At 60.3% G+C, this 20075-nt stretch carries 19 protein-coding genes; 11 read left to right on the top strand and 8 right to left on the bottom strand.

All coding sequences use genetic code 11. From position 1 onward, the window contains the following. Positions 1-84: 84 nt before the first annotated feature. The 7 genes from AQS8620_RS00645 to trxA are packed head-to-tail and all read left to right on the top strand — an operon-like array spanning position 85 to position 10631. Entirely contained in the window at positions 85-1668 is a 1584-nt protein-coding gene (locus AQS8620_RS00645; RefSeq protein ID WP_159453175.1) for a PAS-domain containing protein, read from the top strand. A gap of 43 nt (positions 1669-1711) precedes the next feature. Next, positions 1712-2197 (top strand): tRNA (adenosine(37)-N6)-threonylcarbamoyltransferase complex ATPase subunit type 1 TsaE, encoded by a 486-nt coding sequence (tsaE, locus tag AQS8620_RS00640; protein ID WP_085834891.1) that lies wholly within the window; start codon positions 1712-1714, stop codon positions 2195-2197. Further along, entirely contained in the window at positions 2194-3216 is a 1023-nt protein-coding gene (locus AQS8620_RS00635; RefSeq protein WP_085834890.1) for an aminoglycoside phosphotransferase family protein, read from the top strand. Before tsaE ends, AQS8620_RS00635 begins: the two co-directional genes overlap by 4 nt. Then, positions 3192-3881 carry a nucleotidyltransferase family protein gene (locus tag AQS8620_RS00630; RefSeq protein WP_085834889.1) on the top strand — a complete coding sequence of 230 codons (690 nt, stop codon included), beginning with the start codon at positions 3192-3194 and terminating at the stop codon, positions 3879-3881. Before AQS8620_RS00635 ends, AQS8620_RS00630 begins: the two co-directional genes overlap by 25 nt. After that, positions 3874-6855 (top strand): double-strand break repair protein AddB, encoded by a 2982-nt coding sequence (addB, locus tag AQS8620_RS00625; RefSeq protein ID WP_085834888.1) that lies wholly within the window; start codon positions 3874-3876, stop codon positions 6853-6855. The genes AQS8620_RS00630 and addB overlap by 8 nt, the downstream gene beginning before the upstream one ends. Further along, entirely contained in the window at positions 6852-10253 is a 3402-nt protein-coding gene (addA, locus tag AQS8620_RS00620; RefSeq protein WP_085834887.1) for a double-strand break repair helicase AddA, read from the top strand. Before addB ends, addA begins: the two co-directional genes overlap by 4 nt. Positions 10254-10310: 57 nt before the next feature. Then, on the top strand, positions 10311-10631 hold the full coding sequence (gene trxA / locus AQS8620_RS00615; RefSeq protein ID WP_085834886.1) for a thioredoxin: 321 nt from the start codon (positions 10311-10313) through the stop codon (positions 10629-10631). Positions 10632-10690: 59 nt separating this feature from the next. On the opposite strand, the gene AQS8620_RS00610 is transcribed toward trxA, so the two are convergent. Then, positions 10691-11623 (bottom strand): hypothetical protein, encoded by a 933-nt coding sequence (locus AQS8620_RS00610; protein ID WP_143267367.1) that lies wholly within the window; start codon positions 11621-11623, stop codon positions 10691-10693. A 132-nt stretch (positions 11624-11755) separates the two neighbouring features. Here AQS8620_RS00610 and hslV point away from each other — a divergent pair, with 132 nt between their 5' ends. Next, complete coding sequence (hslV, locus tag AQS8620_RS00605) at positions 11756-12313, top strand: ATP-dependent protease subunit HslV (protein ID WP_085834884.1); 558 nt, start codon at positions 11756-11758, stop codon at positions 12311-12313. Further along, the gene (gene hslU / locus AQS8620_RS00600; RefSeq protein ID WP_085834883.1) at positions 12310-13614 is read left to right on the top strand and encodes an ATP-dependent protease ATPase subunit HslU; all 1305 of its coding nucleotides are present in this window, start codon (positions 12310-12312) and stop codon (positions 13612-13614) included. Before hslV ends, hslU begins: the two co-directional genes overlap by 4 nt. A 9-nt stretch (positions 13615-13623) precedes the next feature. On the opposite strand, the gene AQS8620_RS00595 is transcribed toward hslU, so the two are convergent. Genes AQS8620_RS00595 through AQS8620_RS00585 form a run of 3 tightly spaced genes read right to left on the bottom strand, consistent with a single transcriptional unit; the run spans position 13624 to position 15910 of the window. Continuing rightward, positions 13624-14211, bottom strand: coding sequence for a Smr/MutS family protein (locus AQS8620_RS00595; RefSeq protein ID WP_085834882.1), 588 nt, complete (start codon positions 14209-14211; stop codon positions 13624-13626). Then, positions 14208-15254 carry a murein transglycosylase A gene (gene mltA, locus AQS8620_RS00590; protein ID WP_085834881.1) on the bottom strand — a complete coding sequence of 349 codons (1047 nt, stop codon included), beginning with the start codon at positions 15252-15254 and terminating at the stop codon, positions 14208-14210. Before mltA ends, AQS8620_RS00595 begins: the two co-directional genes overlap by 4 nt. After that, a complete protein-coding gene (locus AQS8620_RS00585) occupies positions 15251-15910 on the bottom strand; it encodes a Tim44/TimA family putative adaptor protein (protein WP_085834880.1) in 660 nt (219 codons plus the stop codon). The genes mltA and AQS8620_RS00585 overlap by 4 nt, the downstream gene beginning before the upstream one ends. A 153-nt stretch (positions 15911-16063) precedes the next feature. On the opposite strand from AQS8620_RS00585, the gene AQS8620_RS00580 reads away from it, so the two are divergent. Further along, positions 16064-16576 (top strand): FxsA family protein, encoded by a 513-nt coding sequence (locus AQS8620_RS00580; RefSeq protein WP_085834879.1) that lies wholly within the window; start codon positions 16064-16066, stop codon positions 16574-16576. A 97-nt stretch (positions 16577-16673) separates the two neighbouring features. Next, positions 16674-17192: a protein-export chaperone SecB gene (gene secB / locus AQS8620_RS00575; protein ID WP_085834878.1), complete on the top strand. Its 519-nt coding sequence runs from the start codon at positions 16674-16676 to the stop codon at positions 17190-17192. Positions 17193-17243: 51 nt separating this feature from the next. Here secB and dnaQ read toward each other — a convergent pair whose 3' ends face one another. Genes dnaQ through AQS8620_RS00555 form a run of 4 tightly spaced genes read right to left on the bottom strand, consistent with a single transcriptional unit; the run spans position 17244 to position 19963 of the window. Further along, positions 17244-17936, bottom strand: a complete 693-nt coding sequence (gene dnaQ / locus AQS8620_RS00570) for a DNA polymerase III subunit epsilon (protein WP_085834877.1) — start codon at positions 17934-17936, stop codon at positions 17244-17246. Then, positions 17929-18537, bottom strand: coding sequence for a dephospho-CoA kinase (gene coaE / locus AQS8620_RS00565; protein ID WP_268805282.1), 609 nt, complete (start codon positions 18535-18537; stop codon positions 17929-17931). The genes dnaQ and coaE overlap by 8 nt, the downstream gene beginning before the upstream one ends. Next, positions 18534-19367, bottom strand: a complete 834-nt coding sequence (locus tag AQS8620_RS00560) for a shikimate dehydrogenase (RefSeq protein WP_085834876.1) — start codon at positions 19365-19367, stop codon at positions 18534-18536. Before AQS8620_RS00560 ends, coaE begins: the two co-directional genes overlap by 4 nt. Continuing rightward, positions 19364-19963, bottom strand: coding sequence for a Maf family protein (locus tag AQS8620_RS00555; protein ID WP_085834875.1), 600 nt, complete (start codon positions 19961-19963; stop codon positions 19364-19366). Before AQS8620_RS00555 ends, AQS8620_RS00560 begins: the two co-directional genes overlap by 4 nt. Positions 19964-20075: the final 112 nt, after the last annotated feature.

Here is a 20075-nt window from a genome sequence, read left to right as displayed (position 1 = left end):
TCTAAGGCGATCTTTACGACCCATTAACCAATTTCTCGGAGAGTGAATTGGCAGTACCTTACTGGGTCGAAAGCGCGAATGATGATGAACGCAAGTATATTTCCCTTTTTGGGCCTCGGACTTGGGACCTTTCTTGTGACTTTGGGGGTTCTGGCCCTTCTTGGGGCCTCTGAATCGCGCTCGACCCGTCGCAATCGCATCGCGCTGGATGAAACCAAAGACGACATCGTTTTTCTCTTTGACGATGTCGATATGGTCAATGCCAGTCCCCAGGCGCAGGCCCTCCTGAGTGCCGCGCCCGATGAGGGTGGCAGCGACTGGGCGCGCCTGCTCAGCCTGTTGTTACCCCGCTTTCCCGACCTCTCGCGGGCCATGCGCGACCTCGCCGATCTCGGTCGGGTCGAACTTTCGGCCCATACCGGCGCGGCGCTGCTGAAGGCGGAATGGCACCGCGGCCTTGCGCGTGTGACCCTCGTCGATCACGATGCCACGCAGGAAAATGCCCTCATCGACCGCTACACGCTCGACGCGATGGAACGCGAACTCGAAACGCTGCGCGAGACCGCAGAACACGCGCCGTTTCTGGTGTGGCGCGAACTGGCGGATGGCACGATCACCTGGGCAAATGCCGCCTATCTGGCCTTGGTTGACGACATCAGCGCCGGCAACGACCACACCACCTGGCCGCCCAAGCGATTGTTCAACCGCGATACATTGTTGCGCATGCGCCCGAACGCAAACCCCTTTGTCGCGGTGGAAACCCCCAGCGGACCGCGCTGGTTTGACCTGCATCGCGCCACCTTGGGCCATGACACCCTTTATACGGCTGTCGTGGCGGATCGCACCGTCAAAGCCGAAGCCGCGCGCCGCGAAGTCGTCCAGACCCTGACGAAAACCTTTTCGCATCTGACATTCGGGCTCATCGTCTTTGACAAGGACCGCAAAGTGATGCTTTTCAACCCCGCGTTTGGCGATCTCACCACGCTCTCGCCCGAATTTTTGCTGACGGGCCCGACGCTTGGTGCTGTCCTCGATATGCTGCGCGACAAGAAAATGATGCCGGAACCCAAAGATTACACCTCGTGGCGTCACCAGATCTCCGAACTGGAAACCGCCGCCGTCGAAGGGCGCTACGAAGAAACGTGGTCGCTTGCAGGGGGAAAGATCTACCGCGTCACAGGTCGGCCGCATGCTGACGGCGCTATCGGATTTTTGTTTCAGGATATTTCAGCGGAAATGGCCCTGACGCGGAATTTTCGCGCCGAAATCGAAACCGGCCAAGCAGTGCTGGACACGCTGGACGAAGCAATCGCCGTGTTTTCCAGTGACGGCATTCTGACCATGTCCAACACCGCCTATGCCAGCCTTTGGGGCACAGATCGAATGGACAGCCTTGCCCAAACCGACGCGCGGGACGCCACGCGGCTATGGCACTCCAAATCCGCGCCCAGCGGACTCTGGAACGACATCCGCGACTTTATCCATCAACCGGGCGAGCGCGAAAGCTGGACCGCCTCGACGCGGTTGTGGGACGGGCGCGCTTTGAGTTGCCGCATCACGGCGTTGCCACGTGGCGCAACGCTTGTCGGCTTTTCACCGATGGCAAGTTCTCTGACCCAAGACCAGAATACCTCCCCACAAGCAGGACCGCGCTTCGTCGCCTTTTGAAAGGCGCTTGCCCCGACTGGCGCGCTAGGTCAAAACTGCACCCATGCAACGCGCGCCAAGCCCTCCCCTCATTCTCTCAAGCGAGCACGACACGCGCGCGCTCGCCCAATCCCTTGCACCGCTGCTTGAGGTGGGGGACATCCTGCTGCTACAGGGGGAGATTGGTGCCGGAAAATCTTTCTTTTCCAGATGCTTGATCCGCGCTCTGACCCATGAGGCCCAAGAGGTCCCCTCCCCGACCTTCACGCTTGTGCAAACCTATGACGCGCCGGATTTCGAAATCTGGCATGCCGATCTCTACCGCCTCAGCCATCCTGACGAGGCGGGCGAACTTGGCCTGACCGACGCCTTTGAGACGGGCCTGTGCCTGATTGAATGGCCTGATCGCCTTGGCGACCTCACCCCGCCGGACGCGCTTTTGCTCGATTTCAGGCAGGGCTCCGGGGAAAGCGACCGTATCCTCGACATTCACGCCACAGGCCCGCGCGCAAAACAGCTGCGCGCCCAACTGCAAAGCTTTGCCCCATGACCACCCGCGCCATGCTTGCCGATCACTTCCTTGCCCACAGCGACTGGGCCGATTTTACACGCCACCCCATGACGGCGGACGCCTCCACCCGCAGCTACGAGCGACTGATCCACCCGACAACCGGCGCCTCCGTCATCTTGATGAACGCTGCGCCCGGAAAGGGCGAAAAGACCGATAGTTTCATCGAAATGGCGCAGTTTCTCAAAGGCATCGGCCTGTCGGCGCCAGACATCTTCGCGCAGGACCTCGAAAACGGGTTTTTAATCCTCGAGGACCTCGGCGATGCGCTTTTTGCCCGCGAGGTGAGCCGCGACAAAGCGCTTGAACGCCCGCTCTATCTGGCCGCGACCGAGGCGCTCTACAGATTGCATCAGGCAAACCCTCCCGCCATGTTGCACCCCTACGCCAGCGTCATGGCCGATCTCGCCGCACAGACCTACCCCTGGTATCGCGCCGGCATTCTCGACACTGCTGCTCCGGACGGGCAGGCCGAATTGCACGACGCCATGCAGACCGCGCTGGCGCGAATTTCCGATCACAAGGTTACTATTTTGCGTGATTTTCATGCAGAGAACCTGCTCTGGCTTCCCGAACGTGACGGTGTTGCCAAAGTCGGGCTGCTCGACTTTCAGGACGCGATGGTCGGCCACCCTGCCTATGATCTTGTGTCGCTTTCCGAAGATGTCCGGCGTGACGTTACCCCGGCGCTTCGCGACGAAATGATTGTGCATTACTGCGATATTTCCGGCGCGAACCTGCAGGAGTTCCGCCTTGCCGCGCATCTATGTGCAGCCCAGCGCAATTTGCGGATTTTGTTTGTGTTTGCGCGGCTTTCCATGCATTTCGGCAAACCGCATTACGTCGATTTCATCCCCCGCACCTGGGCGCTTTTGATGCAGGACCTCTCGCATCCGGCCCTTGGGGACCTGCACAGGATCGTGTTGCGTGACCTGCCCCCACCGACCCCTGATGCCCTTACAAAATTGAAAGAAAAATGCGCAACAGTCCCTCATCCGTAATGTTTTTCGCCGCTGGTTTTGGCACGCGCATGGGCGCTTTGACAAACAGTCAGCCCAAGCCGATGATCCCGGTCGCAGGGCAACCTCTGATCGACCATGCCATCGCCCAAATGGCGCAGGTCGATCGCAAGCTTGCCAACCTGCACTACCGCCCCGACGCGCTGGAGACCCATCTTCATGCGCGCGGCGTTCAAACGATACGCGAATTTCCCGACATTCTGGAAACCGGAGGAGGATTGCGAAATGCGCTGCCGATCCTTGGCGATGGGCCGGTTTTTACGATGAACACCGACGCCGTCTGGACGGGGACAGCGGCTGCGACGCAGCTTTTGCGCGCCTGGGATCCTGAAAAAATGGATGCGCTCTTGTTGCTCGCGCGCCCGTCGCAGACCCGTGGCCATACCGGCGGGGGCGATTTCGAAATGGACACATCTGGACGGCTCACGCGCGGGCGGGGGGCCGTTTACACCGGTGCGCAGATCATCAACCCCATCGGGATTGACCAAATTGCCGAGCCCGCGTTTTCGCTCAACCTGCTGTGGGAAAAGATGATTGCGCGCGGGCGCCTGTTTGGGACCTACCACGACGGGCTTTGGTGCGATGTGGGCCACCCGAAAGGACTCGCGATTGCGGAAGACATGCTGGCGGGGCAGCGGCATGTTTAGCGCCAGCGACACGCCACGGGTCTTTGGTCTGACCGCGGGTGCCGATTTCCCGTCGCAGCTTGCCCAAGGCGTGCTGGCGCGCACGGCGGATCTGGCGCCCGAGGCCCTCGCGCGGGTCGAAATTTACGTGAACACCACACGGATGGAGCGGCGCCTCAAAGAGTGTTTTTCCCAAAACGGCGCGCGCCTGTTGCCGCGCATCCGCCTTGTGACCCAACTCGCGCGCGATTTGCCGTTTCGCCATATCGAACCGGCGGTCTCCAGCCTGCGTCGCCGCTTGGAACTTTCGCAACTGGTCACCGCGCTGCTGGACCGCGAACCGGATCTGGCGGCGCGGGCGTCGATTTTCGACCTTGCCAACAGCCTTGCCGGTTTACTCGCGGAAATGCACGACGAAGGGATCGCCCCCTCGGTCCTGCAAACGCTCGACGTGCCGGATCAATCAGGCCATTGGGATCGCGCGCGCAAGTTTTTGCAAATCGTCGAACAGTTTTTCGGAGATGACAGCGCCCAGCCCCCCATGGCCGAAGCGCGCTTTCGCCGCGTTGTCGAAACCCTTGTCGAGCTATGGCAGAGCACCCCGCCCCAACACCCGATTATCATCGCGGGCTCCACGGGCTCGCGCGGTGCCACCGCCCTGTTGATGCAGGCGGTCGCGCGCTTGCCTCAGGGCGCGGTGGTTTTACCCGGCTTTGATCCCCATCTGCCGCGCGCGGTGTGGGACCGGATGGCGGCGGATGAGACTCACGACCATCCGCAATACCGCTTCGTCACACTCTGCCGCGCCCTGACTATCGCGCCGACACAAATTGCGCTGTGGCAGGACAGTGAAACACAACCGGCACGAAACGCCCTTGTTTCGCTTGCGCTACGGCCCGCGCCCGTCACGGATCAATGGATGATTGAAGGGCCGAAATTTTCAGGTCTTGATGCCGCGACACAGGGTCTAACGCTGCTTAAAGCGCCTTCCCCGAGGATCGAAGCCCTCTCGATTGCCTGCGTTTTGCGCGATGCGCTGGAACGCGGAAAAACCTCTGCCCTGATCACCCCCGATCGCACGCTCGCGCGGCGTGTCACAGCCGCGCTGCACCGCTGGAATATCGAACCGGATGACAGTGGCGGTGTCCCCTTGGGTCAGACCGCGCCGGGTCGGTTGTTTCGTCAGATTTCGACCCTATTCGGGCGAAAATTGACCGCTGAAGACCTTTTGTCCCTGTTGAAACACCCGCTGGTCGCCGGGGTGACACGCGCGGCCGAACGCGAAGCCGAACTTCAAGGGCCCAAGCAGGAGGGCCGCGGCTATCACATGCTGTGGGTGCGCCAGCTTGAAGGGGCGTTGCGGCGCAACGGCCCCGCGTTTCCCGACCGCACGGCGCTGGTGCATTGGGCCGCACAGCGCGAGGTCGATGACGGGCGCATGGCGTGGGTCCGGTGGATCAGCGATGTGATCGAGGGGTTCGAACCCGTCACAGATCGCAGCCTCAGTGCCCATCTTGATCACCTTCTTGCCGCATCCCGCAGCCTCGTGGGGGGGGCCGATGGCCATGATGACCGTGAACTCTGGTCGAAAAAGGCCGGTCACGAAGCCCGGAAAGTCATCACCGAGCTGACCCGTGAAGCGCCTTATGGCGGCACCTTGTCCCCGTCAGATTTCAGCGCGATGATCCGCGCTCTTTTGGCGCGCGCCGAGGCGCGTGATCCCAACGAACCCCACCCCAAAGTCCGCATTCTGGGAACCCTGGAAGCGCGGGTTGGCGGGTGCGACCTTGTGGTGCTTGGCGGGTTGAACGACGGCACCTGGCCCTCTCTGCCGCCCCCCGATCCCTGGTTGAGCCGACAGATGCGCACAGCTTGCGGCCTTGTTTCGCCCGAGCAGCGCGTGGGTCTTGCCGCGCATGATTTCCAGCAAGCCATGGGCAGCAACGAAGTGGTCCTGAGCCGCGCCATCCGCAATGCCGAGGCCGAAACCGTGGCATCGCGCTGGGTGAACCGGCTCACCAACCTGATGGAAGGCATGTCGCAGGCAGGGCGCGAGACGCTGGTCGAGATCGAGGAAAAGGGCCGCGTTTGGGTCGAAATGGCCGAACGGTTGGAAAAGCCGGATGCAAGTGTTCCACGTGCAACACGCCCCTCCCCGCGCCCGCCACTGGCGGCGCGCCCGCGCCAACTGTCGGTGACCAAGGTCGAGCGCCTGATCCGCGACCCTTATGCGATTTACGCCGAACGTGTGCTGAAACTCGAGCCGCTCAACGCGCTGGCCAAAGATCCCGATCCCCGCCTGCGGGGCATCGTGATCCACCGCATTGTCGAAGAATATGTCGAGGTTCACCGCGATGAACCCTTGGCGCAAGCCCGCGCGCGCCTGCTTGGCATCGCCCAGAAAGTGCTGGAAGAAGATGTACCATGGCCCAGCGCGCAACGCATCTGGCTTGCGCGGATCGCGCGCATCGCCGACTATTTCATCGCAACGGAAAATGCGCGCCGCGCGCGGGGCACGCCGGTTGCCATCGAGGACAAAGGCGAGATGCATCTGCCAGAAATCGACTTTTCGCTGCGCGGAAAAGCCGACCGGATTGATCGCGCCGAGGATGGCAGTTACCTGATCTACGACTACAAGGCCTCATCACCGCCCAGCAAAAGCCAGTTAAAAAAATTCAATGTGCAGCTGCATCTTGAAGCGATGATGGTCGAGGACGGTCATTTTGAAAAGCTGCCCGCAGGACGTGTCACCCACGCCCAATACCTTGGGTTAGGGTCAATTCCAAAGACAACAGAAATCGTGTTTGACCGTGATCATGTCCACACAACCCGACACGAACTCATCGCACTGATCTCTGCTTATGACGCGCTCGACAAAGGCTATACCGCCCGACGTGCGATGGAGCAGATGGGGTATGATTTCGGCTATGATCATCTTGCGCGGTTCGGGGAATGGGAAGACAGCGATGACGCCGTGCCGGAGGATCTCCCATGACCAGCCCCGTGAATGACGCCACGCGCCGCCAGATCGAGGCGGCCAATCCCCAGGCCTCGACCTGGCTCTCGGCCAATGCCGGATCGGGCAAGACCCGCGTGCTCACCGATCGCGTCGCGCGGTTGCTGCTGGATCGGGTCATGCCCCAACGCATCCTGTGCCTGACCTACACCAAGGCCGCCGCAAGCGAGATGCAGAACCGCCTGTTCAAACGGCTCGGGTCTTGGGCGATGAAGTCCAACGATGCCCTGCGCGCCGAACTGGACGATCTGGGCGCGGGTCATGCCCTAAGCGATGACGACCTCGCCAATGCCCGCACCCTGTTCGCCCGCGCCATCGAGACCCCCGGCGGTTTGAAAATTCAGACCATTCACTCGTTTTGTGCGTCTCTATTGCGGCGTTTTCCGCTTGAGGCCGGTGTTTCGCCGCAGTTTCGCGAGCTGGATGAACGCGCGAGCAACCTGTTGATCCGCGACGTGCTGGAGCTGATCGCGCAGGGGCCGGATCGCGATGCTTTTGACGGATTGGTGAAATATTACACCGAAGAGGATCTGGTCGGGCTGATCGCAAACATCCTGAAATACCGCGATGCCTTCATGGCGATGCCCACGCAAGGCGACATCTGGAGCTGGTTCGAGCTTGGCGAAGGGTTCGACGAACAGGCGTTGATGGATAGCGTCTTTCTGGGCGACGAGGATGCAGCTTTGAGCGAAGCCGTCACGCTGATGGCCGGTTCCGATAATAAAACCGATGTCAAAGCTGCCGATGTGCTGCATCAGTGGATCGGTGCGCCGCGCAACTCGGCGCTTTTGGAAAGCATGTGCAGCACGCTGTTAAGCGGATCAGGGTCCAAGTCCCCCTTTTCGAGCAAATTCGGTGCAACCCATAGTGGCTTGCCGACCAAAAAACTGGTGACGCAACAGGGTGATGCGCTGCGACGCCTCGAAAGCCTGATGCAGCGCGTCGAAGCCGCGCGCAATCTGCGCAACGGGCTGACATTGGCGCGTCGCACCCAAGCGCTGCACCATTTCGCCCGCGCGTTTATCCCTGCATTCGAGGCCCGCAAACAACTGCTTGGCGTGCTTGATTTTGACGACCTTATCCACCGCGCACGCTTGTTGCTAACAGACCCTAACGTGGCGCAATGGGTCCTGTACCGGCTGGATGGCGGCATCGACCACATCCTGCTCGACGAGGCGCAGGACACCAGCCCAGACCAGTGGCGCGTGATCCAGCTTTTGGCGCAGGAATTTACCTCTGGCGAAGGCGCGCGCGAAGTCGATCGCACGATTTTTGTCGTCGGGGATGTCAAACAATCGATCTATTCCTTTCAGGGGGCCGATCCATCGGGCTTTACCGATATGAGCGCTCTGTTCAAAGAGCGGCTTGAGGCCATCGGCAAGACGTTTCAGGAACTGTCGCTCGACTTTTCCTTCCGCTCCTCCCCCGCCATTTTGCGCTTCATCGATCAGGTCTTTGACGTAACCAAAGGCGGCGGTGTCGGCGGCCCGACCAAACACCTCGCCTTTCACGATGCGATGCCCGGACGTGTCGACCTGTGGTCCCCCGTGGAAAAGGAAGAAAGCGAAGACCCCAAGGACTGGAGCGATCCCGTCGACGCGCCCGCCGCAAACCACCATTTTCCCCGCCTTGCCCGTGACATTGCCCGCGAAATCAAGCGGATGACGAAGGAGGAATGGATCGGGTCCAACGCGGCCGCGCGTCCGGTGCGCTTTGGCGACATTTTGATCCTCGTGCGCGGACGGCAGGGCATTTTCAAACATCTGATCCGCGCCTGCAAACAAGAGGGGGTCGAGATCGCCGGTGCGGACGTTCTGGTGATGAATGACGAGCTGGGCGTGCGTGACATTCTCGCCGTTCTGGCCTTTCTCAACACCTCGGACGACGATCTGTCGCTGGCCAGCGCGCTGCGGTCGCCGCTGTTTGGCTGGTCCGAAGCACAGCTCTACGATCTGGCGCACGAACGCGGGCGCAGCCAGTTGTGGCGCGAACTTTACGAACGCCGCGCCGAATTTCCCGAAACCTTTGAGGTGCTGAATACCCTGCGTGACAACGCCGACTACCTGCGTCCGTTCGAGTTGATCGAAATGATCCTCACGCGCTTTGACGGGCGGCGCAAATTGATCGCCCGCCTCGGCATCGAGGCAGAGGACGGGATTGATGCTTTGCTGGATCAGGCGCTGACCTACGAAATGGGCGAAGTGCCAAGTCTGGCCGGGTTTCTGGGCTGGCTCGCCTCCGAAGAGGTGAAAATCAAGCGCCAGCCGGACACCGCCTCCGATCAGGTGCGGGTGATGACCGTGCACGGGTCCAAAGGTTTGGAAGCGCCGATTGTTTTCATGCCCGACACGCATAAACCGCGCGCGCTGACGCTGGGCAAAGTCAGCGAACTCGGGGCAGGTCAGGCAATCTGGACGCCGCGCAGCGAAGACCAACCCGATCAAACCGTCGAAAGTCTGGCCGCCGCGAAACAGCAGCTGGACGATGAACGCCGCCGCCTGCTCTATGTGGCCGCCTCGCGCGCCGAGAAATGGCTGATCGTGGCGGGCGCGGGGGATCTGGGCGGGGATGACACCTCGAGTTGGTACAATATTTTGCGCAGCGCGATGGTGGCGTCGGGGGCCAGGGCGATCAACACGCCCGTTGGCACGCTGCACCGCTTTGAGCACGGGACATGGCCCCTGCCCGCAAGCGCGGCGGGCGCAGCCGATGCCCCCGCGCCCGCGCATCAGGCCGCTGCCCTCCCCGATTGGCTACGTCGGCCCGCCGCCTCGCCGCAACCCGGCGCGCCGCTTGTGTCACCCTCGAAACTTGGCGGGGCCAAGGCCCTGGGCGGTGCGGGCGCGCTTGACGACGAGGACGCCATGGCGCGCGGGTCGCAACTGCACCTGCTGCTCGAACATCTGCCGCTCTACCCGATCGAGGACTGGCCCGAGATCGCTCAAAGCCTGCTGTCGAGCGACACGGATACGGCCGAGGACGCAACTGTCATCGAATTGCTCGATGAGGCAAGCGCGGTGCTGGAAAACCCCGATCTGGCCTTTCTGTTTGGCGAGAATGCCCTGTCAGAAGCCGAGATCACAGCCCCGCTGCCCAGTCTGCAAGGGCGGCAAATGCTTGGGAAAGTCGACTGCCTTCTGGTCGAAGCGGATCGGGTGCTTGTCGTTGATTTCAAGTCCAACGCCGTGGTCCCCGATCTGGCGGCGCAGACTCCCGTCGGGCTGTTGCGACAAATGGGGGCATATGCCGAAGCCTTAGGCGCTCTTTACCCGACAAAAAATATCGAACTGGCAATCCTTTGGACTCGCACAGGAAAGTTGATGTCGCTGCCCCACGACATGGTGATGCAGGCCCTGCATTCCACCGCCACATATTGACCCTGCCCCTAGGCGCACATACGTTCCCGTCAACGCAAGCAAGCAAGGAGTTCCATCATGGCAACTGTTCCCGTCACCGATGACACCTTCGACACCGAAGTCCGCCAGTCCGATATTCCGGTCGTTGTGGATTTCTGGGCCGAATGGTGCGGCCCGTGTAAACAAATCGGCCCCGCTCTCGAAGAACTGAGCGCGACCTATGAAGGCAAGATCAAGATCGTCAAAGTGAACGTCGATGAAAACCCGAACTCCCCCGCCCAAATGGGTGTGCGCGGCATTCCGGCGCTCTTCATGTTCAAAGATGGTGAAGTCGTCTCCAACAAAGTCGGCGCGGCGCCCAAAGCGGCTCTGCAAAGCTGGATCGAAGAAGTCATCTGATTTCTTGTACAAAGTTCTGAAAATCGGGCGTCCTGCGGGGCGCCCTTTTTCGTGGTCGCTTACAGCGCCCAGCCTCCCGCCCGCAAACGGTTCAAAATCAATTCGCTGACCCTTGGGTGGCGGGCATTTACCGCATGTCGGCGCAAGAACCAGGTCACATAGGCCGCAAAATCAGGCGCGTGATCGGGAGCCAAGCGAATGGCTTCCTCGGCACCAAGATCGCGCACGTTGAGGCAAATGTGGTGAAAATCGATCTGCGCAAAAAGCACCACCGGCTTGTGGAAAAACAACCCCGCAAAGCCCACAGATGAATTTTCGGTCACGATATAGTCGCAGCCCGCCAAAAGCGCATCGCGCTGACCCACGCGCAGGTCCAAACGCGGCTCGGCGCGCGCCAGCGCCTCGACGGCGCGCCGTTCCTCCTCGGAGTAGAATTCCCGCGGATGAAACGCAGCGATCACCTTGCGGGTTTTCTCGTGTTTCAACACTGCGCGCAGCATGTCGATGGGGCTCGTGCTTTGAAAACTCCGATGGTTCAACAGGACGCCTTGCAGCGGCACGTAGACAAAACCACCCTGCCCCTGCCCCTGCCCAAGCGCCAAAGAGCCGAATGCCTCGCGTTTCCAGCGCTGCAAAAACCGCTGTGCATCGTCCCGATCAACGCCATTCGGGTCGAAATCTTCATGGGCAATCGCGTAGTTCCACCGCTCGTTCGTGCGCTCGATATTCCAGAACGGCGTGAAATAGGCGGTGCGGAAACTGAGGCCGCGCGGATGATGCGGTTCTTCGCGGTAGTGCAGCGAATGCAGGTTGTCATCGGCGGCCTGCAACACATCAGACAGGGCCGAGACGCGCAACTGGCTATCCCAACCAACGCTGTGCAAAGCGGTGCGGATTTGCGCGACAAAACGGTGGTTGCCCTTCACCGCGCGCGCATGTTGCGGACCGGACAGGAAAATATGCGCCGTAGAATGAGAAGATCGCTCTGACATGGGCAAAAGCTACCGCGCGCTCAAAGGCTGCTCAAGCGCGATGGTTGTCGAACCCGCTTGTGAGGACCATATAGGGCAAAAGCTACACACGGCCCCGAGCGGCCCTGATACGGCACGAGCAAGGAGAGACCCATGTCCCAAAGCGATTTTCCAGGCTGGCACGGCACCACCATTATTGGCGTGCGCAAAGGCGATGAGGTTGTCATCGCGGGCGACGGGCAAGTTAGCCTAGGCCAGACCGTGATCAAAGGCACAGCGCGCAAGGTGCGGCGCCTGTCCCCGGGTGGTCATGAGGTTGTCGCGGGCTTTGCAGGGTCGACCGCCGATGCCTTCACGCTGCTTGAACGCCTTGAAGCCAAATTGGAAGCAACCCCCGGTCAGTTGGCGCGGGCCTCGGTTGAACTGGCCAAAGACTGGCGCACCGACAAGTACCTGTCAAAACTGGAAGCGATGCTGATCGTGACTGACGGCACGGACCTTTTGGTGATCACCGGCGCGGGCGATGTTCTGGAACCCGAACATGACGTGGCGGCGATCGGATCGGGCGGGAACTTTGCCCTCGCCGCCGCGCGTGGCCTCTCGCACACCGATTTCGACGCCGAAACCATCGCCCGCAAAGCCATGGCGATTGCCTCTGACATTTGCGTCTACACAAACGGCAACCTTACCGTGGAGAAAATTTCCAAATGACCGACCTTACGCCCCGTGAAATCGTCTCCGAACTCGACCGCTTCATCATCGGTCAGAAAGACGCCAAACGCGCCGTTGCGGTCGCGCTGCGCAACCGCTGGCGGCGCAAAAAACTGAATGATGATCTGCGCGACGAGGTATATCCGAAAAATATCCTGATGATCGGGCCGACGGGCGTCGGCAAAACCGAAATTTCGCGCCGCCTTGCCAAACTTGCGCGCGCGCCGTTCATCAAGGTCGAAGCCACCAAATTTACCGAAGTCGGCTATGTCGGTCGCGATGTCGAACAGATCATCCGTGACCTTGTCGATACTGCCATTGCCGACACGCGCGACTACATGCGCGAAGACGTCAAGGCGGCCGCGCATCAGGCCGCAGAGGACCGCGTGATCGAAGCGCTGGCAGGCACCGATGCGCGCGAACAGACCCGCGAAATGTTCCGCAAAAATCTTAAAAGCGGCGAATTAGACTCTACTATGATCGAATTGGAGGTCTTGGATACCTCCAACCCCCTGGGCGGCATGGAGGTACCGGGACAGCCACAAATGGGCGGCATGATGAACCTTGGCGACCTGTTCGGCAAAGCCTTTGGCGGGCGCAAGCTGCGCAAACGCCTCAGCGTTGCCGAAAGCTACGAGGTGCTGATTTCGGAGGAAGCTGACAAGCTTTTGGATGACGAGACCCTGACCCGTGCCGCCGTCGAGGCGGTTGAACAGAACGGCATCGTGTTCATCGACGAGATCGACAAAGTTTGCGCCCGTCAGGATGCGCGTGGCGGCGATGTCAGCCGCGAAGGCGTGCAGCGCGACCTGTTGCCCCTGATCGAGGGCACGACGGTATCGACAAAACATGGTGCAGTGAAAACCGACCACATCCTTTTCATTGCCTCTGGAGCGTTTCACATCGCCAAACCGTCCGATCTGTTGCCGGAATTGCAGGGGCGGCTGCCGATCCGCGTGGAGCTAAATGCGCTGAGCGAAAGTGATTTTGTGCGTATTTTGACGGAAACCGACAATGCGCTGACGTTGCAATACCGCGCCTTGATGCAAACGGAGGAGGTCAGCGTCACCTTCACCGAGGATGGGATCGCCGCACTTGCGCGTATCGCCGCCGAGGTCAATTCCAGCGTCGAAAATATCGGCGCGCGGCGGCTTTACACGGTGATCGAACGGGTGTTCGAAGAACTCAGCTTTACCGCGCCCGATCGCGGCGGCGAGGCGATAACCGTTGACCAGACCTTCGTTGAAGCCAACCTGGGGCAGATGGCCAAAAGCACCGATGTCAGCCGCTATATGCTGTAGGTTGCGTGTCTAACGCCGCAGATAGACGTAATAGGCACCGGAGCCGCCATGTTTCAGGTGAGCTTCGGTGACTTGCAAAACCACTGCCCGCAGCGGCGCAAGCGACAGCCAGTGCGGCACCTGATTTTTCAACACGCCGCGCCGCACCGGAATAGGACCCGGTTCATCGCGGTGCTTTCCCTTGCCGGTGATCACCAGAACCAGACGTTTGTCGTCCGCATGGGCCGACAGGATAAAACGCGTCAGGGCAGGGTGCGCGGCATCCATCGTCATACCGTGCAAATCGATCCGCGCTTCGGGAGACAGCTTTCCACGGGTCATCCGCTGGTGTTTTTTGCGGTCCATCTGAACGGGTGCTGATTTGAGATGATCAGAAATAGAGGGGGCGAAATCATGCGGGGGCACCCGCGTTTGCGCCTTTTCGCCCAACGTGAACCGCGGCAAGGAAACGTTGTTTTTGGCCGGTTTAGGGTCGAATTCCGTGTGATCGACCACGGGTCTGGCGGCGCGTTCGGGATGCAAAGGCTTGGTCGAGCGGCGCACCGCATCCCACAATTCCTTATCTTCCTCGGACAGTTGTTTGCGCCGTCGGGTCATCCTGACACATCCTCGCATAGCGCATAGGCCGTCTGGATCGGCAACAACACAACCATGCGCCCGCCATCCTTGATTGTGCCCGCCGCCTCGCCCGCTGCATCCCCCGAGCCGAAAAAGATATCCGCGCGTTGCGCGCCTTTGATCGCGGAGCCTTTGTCCTGGGCGACCATCAGGCGGTTCAAACCACCGGATTTTTCGATCCAGACCGGTGCGCCAAGCGGCGTGTAGGCGGGATCGACCGCCACGGTGCGCATCGCGCTAACGGGGCGGTTCATCGCGCCGATCGGACCGGTTGCGGACCCGAGGTTGCGATATTCGCGAAAAAACACGAAAGAGGGGCTGGAGCGCAGCAATTCCGCCCCCTCATAGGGGTTGTTGCGCACCCAGGTGCGGATCACTTGCGCTGATACCTGGTGAATATCAAAGACGCCACGCCGCACCAGTTCCTGCCCGATCGAGCGATAGGGATGCCCGTTCGCCGCGGCATAGCCCACGCGCATGCCGCTGCCGTCGGCAAACCGGATCCGCCCCGATCCCTGAACCTGTAAAAAGAACAGTTCCACCGGATCATCGACCCAAACCAGTTCCAGCCCACGCCCCGCCAAAGCTCCGGCTTCGATCTCGCGGCGGGTGAAATACCCGTCCCGCGTGCCAAGATCCGCGGGCTTGCGATACAGCGGGTAGCGAAAGCGCTCGGTGCGAAAGCGTGATCCATCCAGTTCGGGTTCAAAATAGCCCGTAAACAGCATCGGCGTGCCGTCCTCGATCAAAACGGGTCGGAAAAACAGCTCGAAGAACGCGCGGGCTTCGATACCGGTTTTGGCCAGCGCACAAAGCTGCGGCCATTCCGCGCCCTCAATCAGATCACAGGTTCCGTTGAAGGCCACAAGGGCCGCAGACATATCATCCGCAGCCCAACCGTTCAGGTCATCAAAGCTCAAAAGTGTATAGCTTGGCTCATCCGCGCGCACAGAGGTGCTCCCCAATCCTGCGATCGCACTGACGCATAGGACCAAACAGGCAAGAGCGCGCCGCGCCGTCATGCGCCAGTGGCGACAAGCTGCCAGTTGGGATCGTCTTTGCCCATCGCCCGCGCGAAGGTCCAGATGTCTTTCTGACGTTTGATGTCCTGCACAGAGCCATCCACCAAAGTGCCCGCGTTGTCGTAGACCGCATAGGTGATCTCCCCGACAAAGCGCACTTTGATCTCGCCCTCCTGGCTATCACGATGCAATTCGGCGTCGATGATCTGCAATTCGCGCAGCCCGACAAATTCGGCCTCAACGCGCAGACCTTTGGCCTTGCGATCATCCACCACACCGCTGAAAGCCTCGAACACATCTTCGGACAGGAAGGGTTTGACGCTGTCCATATCGCCGCGCTCGAAGGCCATGAGGATCATTTCATAGGCCCCGCGCGCGCCGCGCAGGAATTCATTCACTGAAAATGACGGCTCGACCAGCTTCATCGCGGTCAAGGTCTGGGCAACTTGCGTGCCGGCCTCGACATTGTCGACGATATCACGGTCGGGTTCGTTTTCGATCACCTCGAAGCGCGCGGGTGTCGATGTCTCGCTCGCCGCACCGGAAACAGGCGGCTTTTCAAAGCCTTCGCGCGTCCCCAGTACATTGCGCAAGCGAACGACCAGAAAGATCGCAATGCCTGCAAGCACGATCAACGACAGTAGGGATTGGTTCATCTGGACCTCTTTTCGGGCGGTTCGGGTAGCAACACGGGTGCACTGAACATATGTAGGCGAGCGAAGGCATCAAGTCCACCGCAGGGCGACAGGCAATTCTGCTATTCTATATCGTTGAAATTGCGCCGCTTTGAGGGAGGAGAAAGGATCAACATGTGGCTCTTTTTGGCGTTCGTCGCCGTTCCCGTCATCGAAATCGCGCTGTTTGTTCAGGTTGGCGGGCTGATCGGGCTTGGCCCAACGCTTGCCATTGTTATTTTGACCGCAATTTTAGGGACTTACATGGTACGCCAGCAGGGCGCTCTTGCGTTGGCTCAATTGCGCGGATCGCTCAACACCCTCCAAGACCCCACTGAACCGCTGGCGCATGGGGCCATGGTCCTTGTGTCGGGCGTCTTGCTTCTCACCCCCGGATTTTTCACCGACGCGGTCGGATTTGCCCTGCTGATCCCGCCGGTGCGCAGCGCAGTGTTCCAATTTCTGCGCAAGCGCGTGAAGGTCCAGAGCTTTGCGATGGGGCAGCAAACGACCTATCATACGGGCGATCCGTTTCGCGAGAACCCCGCGCAAGGCACGGTCATCGACGGTGAATTCGAGGAAATCGAACCGGCCAAATCCCCCACCCATGACCCGAAGTCCGGGCCCTCGGGCTGGACACGTCACTAAGCAGGGCAGGGCAAGCAGAGAGGGGCGCGGCGAGCATTGAGAAGCGGCGCACAAGCTGGTAAAACGCCCGCAACTTTGACACTTGAGGAGAAAACCGATGGCCGAGGCTTCCGAAACACCAAGCGCAGCCCCAACCGATGCGGGCGCTGCTGCCCCCGTGAAAATGCAATTGCTCGCGCAATTCATCCGCGACATGTCGTTTGAAAACGTGCTGTTCCAAAAGGGCCAAACCCCTGAAGGCAAGCCTGCGATCCAAATTCAAGTCGGTCTGGACGCGAAAAAACGCGCCGCTGAGAACCAGTACGAAGTCGCAATCAAGCTCAAGATCAACGCAGCGACTGAGAACGACGGTCCGGTGCTCTACGTGCTTGAGCTGGACTATGTGGGTCTGTTCCAGGTCGAAAACGTCCCCGAAGCGCAGCTTTCGCCCTTCTTGATGATCGAGTGCCCGCGCCAGCTGTTCCCGTTCCTGCGCCGCATCGTGCACGACATGACCCGCGACGGTGGCTTTCCGCCGCCCTCCCTCGATGGCATCGATTTCGTGGCAATCTACCGCCAGAACATGGCCTTGCGTCAGCAGCAACAAGCCGCGCCCGAGGCGACTGCGGTCAACTAAGACCCCAAGTTCGGACAAGATTAAAAGCGGGCGGCAGTGCTGCCCGCTTTTTTATGTCAGCTTCTTCCAAAGCGCGCTTTCACCCAGCGTCTCGACAAAAGCCGCATGGGCGGCGCGTTCATCCTCATGCAGCCGTGCGGGCAGGGGGGTCGGGCGCGGACGGGGCCGCCAAGCCGCGCCATCGTCGCCAATGGCGGATTTATCGGCCACCGGGGCAAGCACAAGATCGGGTTGGCGCCCGCCGATCAGTTCCAGATAGACTTCCGCCAGAATTTCACTATCCAACAGCGCGCCGTGCAATGTCCGGTTGGAATTGTCGATGCCAAAGCGGCGGCACAAGGCGTCCAGCGTTGCGGGCGAGCCGGGAAATTTCTTGCGCGCCATTGCCAGCGTATCGATCGCCTGCTCCCACGGGATAAGCGGCGCGCGCATCCGTTTGAGTTCGGCATTGAGGAATTTGATGTCAAAGCTTGCGTTGTGGATCACCAGTTTGCTGTCGCCGATAAAATCGAGAAACGACTGACCGACCTCCGCAAATTTCGGCTTTCCGCGCAGAAAATCATCGCCCAGCCCGTGAACCTCAAAGGCCCCTTGCGGCATCGAGCGTTCGGGATCGATGTAGACATGAAAGGTTTCACCCGTGGCCATGTGATTGATCAACTCGACACAGCCGATTTCAACAATACGGTCACTGCCCTCGGCATCGAAACCCGTGGTTTCCGTATCCATTACGATTTCACGCATGGGCTGTCCTTTTCCTCTCGATATCGGCCAGAACCTGCGCCACTTGCCGCGCGGCGCTGTCCAGATCCCGCGTTTCGATCACATAATCGGCGCGGGCGCGTTTTTCGGCATCTGGCATCTGTTTGGCCAGAATAGTATCGAATTGCGCCTGTGTCATCGTTCCCCGCGCCATCACACGCGCCTGTTGAATGTCGCTGGGCACCGAAACAACGACAACCGCATCGACCTGATTTTGTGCGCCGGTTTCAAACAAAAGCGGAATGTCGAGAAGCACAAGATCGCCATCAGCGGCGGCGATGAAAGCCGCACGGTCCGCAACCACGAGAGGATGCACCACGGCTTCGATTTTTCGCAGCGCCCCGGTGTCCTTCGCGATGATTTCTTTAAGGGCAGGGCGGCTCACCGCTTTGTCGATGATCGCATCGGGAAACACCGCGCCAAGGGGGGCAACCGCGGCGCCGCCCTGCGCATATAGCCTGTGCACCGCCGCATCCGCATCCCAAACGGCAACACCACGCGCCGCAAACATCCGGGCCGTGGTGCTTTTGCCCATCCCGATCGAGCCGGTCAGCCCGATGACATAGGGGGGACGCCGGCTCACGAGGTCAAAACCGCCTGACGCAGGGCTTCGTCAACCTCGGGACGTTGGCCAAACCAGCGCTCGAATCCCGGAACAGCCTGAAACAACAACATGCCCAAACCATCAACAACCTGACAGCCCCTGGCGCGGGCAGCCGCAAGAAAATCGGTTTCCAACGGCACATAGACCAGATCGGACACCACGGCCGAGGGTTCCAGCCCGCCAAGCGGCACGCGAAACTCGGATTTTCCGACCATGCCAAGCGAGGTTGTGTTGACCACCGTGGCCGCACCTTCCAACATACTTCCGGCCTGAACCCATTCGAACACGTTGATTTTGGAGCCGAATTCCGCCTTCAACCCGTCCGCGCGGTTGCGGGTACGATTGGTAAGACGCACCTCAGGAACACCCGCATCCAACAGTGACGCAATCACAGCCCGCGCCGCGCCACCTGCCCCAAAGACGGCAGCAGGGCCCGCATCGGGCGACCAGACGGCATTGGCACGCAGGTTTTCGATAAAGCCGTAACCATCGGTGTTATCGGCGTGGATTTTTCCATCGGCGCGAAAGATCAACGTATTCGCCGCCCCGATCAAAGCCGCGCGATCGCTGACGACATCCGCGATTTGCAGGACGGTTTCCTTATGGGGGATCGTCACATTCGCCCCGACAAACCCCATGCGCGGCATCATCCGCAACACGTCACGCAGATCGTCCTGCGCAATGTCGAGATGCATGTAATGGCCGGGAAGCCCGTATTTCTTTAGCCAGTAATTGTGAACCACCGGCGATTTGCTATGCGCCACCGGCGATCCGATGACCCCCGCGAGGGGGATTTTGCCTGTCGTCATGCTGCGATCGCTCCTCTTTGTGCGAGGTATGCCAGAAGCTCAAGCAGGGGCAAACCCAACACGTTGAAATATTCGCCGTCGATACGCGAAAACAGGCGAACGCCTTCTTCTTCAAGCTTGTAAGCGCCCACGGCGTCGCGGATACTGTGCCAGTTGCGTGAAACATACGCATCAAGATAGGCATCACTGTTGGTCTTCATGGTCAGTCGCACCTCGCCAACGTGACGCCAAACCGGCTTGCCCTCATGGTAGATCACCGCCGCCGATAACAACATGTGCCGCTCGCCGTTCAATTGGCCAAGCTGGGCGCGGGCCTCTTCGGGGGATCGGGGCTTGGAAAACAGCTGACCGCGAAATCCGAGCACCTGATCGCAGCCGATCACAAGAGCCTCGGGCTCTTTCAGCCCTATTTTGCGCGCCTTGCCCTCGGCAAGCGCATCCGCGACCTCGCGCGGGCTCGCGCCCTCCCCCACAAGGGAGTCTTTAACCGCTTGTTCATCAATTCGTGCGATTGTGACATCGAAGTCTACGCCTGCATTGCCCAACAGCGTTGCGCGGATCGCGGAACCGGACGCAAGAACGATCCTATGTGCCATGGGGAAACCTCTGTGGACAAACTCTGTGCGTTGCACTGGACGGATAGGGGGATAAGCCCGCCTGCCAGCCGTCCTATGGATAACCTGCCCCTTACAGATGATTCCAGCACGC

Origin of the sequence: Aquimixticola soesokkakensis (assembly GCF_900172375.1) — a bacterium.
GTDB lineage: Bacteria > Pseudomonadota > Alphaproteobacteria > Rhodobacterales > Rhodobacteraceae > Aquimixticola > Aquimixticola soesokkakensis.
This window is presented reverse-complemented; position numbering and strand designations above follow the sequence as displayed.

Excerpts from the sequence above, each read along its gene's own strand:
- AQS8620_RS00580 (WP_085834879.1), top strand. The coding sequence starts at position 16,064 with ATGTGGCTCTTTTTGGCGTTCGTCGCCGTTCCCGTCATCGAAATCGCG.
- AQS8620_RS00555 (WP_085834875.1), bottom strand. The coding sequence starts at position 19,963 with ATGGCACATAGGATCGTTCTTGCGTCCGGTTCCGCGATCCGCGCAACG.
- AQS8620_RS00560 (WP_085834876.1), bottom strand. The coding sequence starts at position 19,367 with ATGACGACAGGCAAAATCCCCCTCGCGGGGGTCATCGGATCGCCGGTG.
- mltA (WP_085834881.1), bottom strand. The coding sequence starts at position 15,254 with ATGACGGCGCGGCGCGCTCTTGCCTGTTTGGTCCTATGCGTCAGTGCG.
- AQS8620_RS00635 (WP_085834890.1), top strand. The coding sequence starts at position 2,194 with ATGACCACCCGCGCCATGCTTGCCGATCACTTCCTTGCCCACAGCGAC.
- trxA (WP_085834886.1), top strand. The coding sequence starts at position 10,311 with ATGGCAACTGTTCCCGTCACCGATGACACCTTCGACACCGAAGTCCGC.
- dnaQ (WP_085834877.1), bottom strand. The coding sequence starts at position 17,936 with ATGCGTGAAATCGTAATGGATACGGAAACCACGGGTTTCGATGCCGAG.
- AQS8620_RS00585 (WP_085834880.1), bottom strand. The coding sequence starts at position 15,910 with ATGAACCAATCCCTACTGTCGTTGATCGTGCTTGCAGGCATTGCGATC.
- secB (WP_085834878.1), top strand. The coding sequence starts at position 16,674 with ATGGCCGAGGCTTCCGAAACACCAAGCGCAGCCCCAACCGATGCGGGC.
- addB (WP_085834888.1), top strand. The coding sequence starts at position 3,874 with ATGTTTAGCGCCAGCGACACGCCACGGGTCTTTGGTCTGACCGCGGGT.
- AQS8620_RS00630 (WP_085834889.1), top strand. The coding sequence starts at position 3,192 with ATGCGCAACAGTCCCTCATCCGTAATGTTTTTCGCCGCTGGTTTTGGC.
- AQS8620_RS00595 (WP_085834882.1), bottom strand. The coding sequence starts at position 14,211 with ATGACCCGACGGCGCAAACAACTGTCCGAGGAAGATAAGGAATTGTGG.
- tsaE (WP_085834891.1), top strand. The coding sequence starts at position 1,712 with ATGCAACGCGCGCCAAGCCCTCCCCTCATTCTCTCAAGCGAGCACGAC.
- addA (WP_085834887.1), top strand. The coding sequence starts at position 6,852 with ATGACCAGCCCCGTGAATGACGCCACGCGCCGCCAGATCGAGGCGGCC.
- AQS8620_RS00645 (WP_159453175.1), top strand. The coding sequence starts at position 85 with ATGAACGCAAGTATATTTCCCTTTTTGGGCCTCGGACTTGGGACCTTT.
- hslU (WP_085834883.1), top strand. The coding sequence starts at position 12,310 with ATGACCGACCTTACGCCCCGTGAAATCGTCTCCGAACTCGACCGCTTC.
- hslV (WP_085834884.1), top strand. The coding sequence starts at position 11,756 with ATGTCCCAAAGCGATTTTCCAGGCTGGCACGGCACCACCATTATTGGC.
- AQS8620_RS00610 (WP_143267367.1), bottom strand. The coding sequence starts at position 11,623 with ATGTCAGAGCGATCTTCTCATTCTACGGCGCATATTTTCCTGTCCGGT.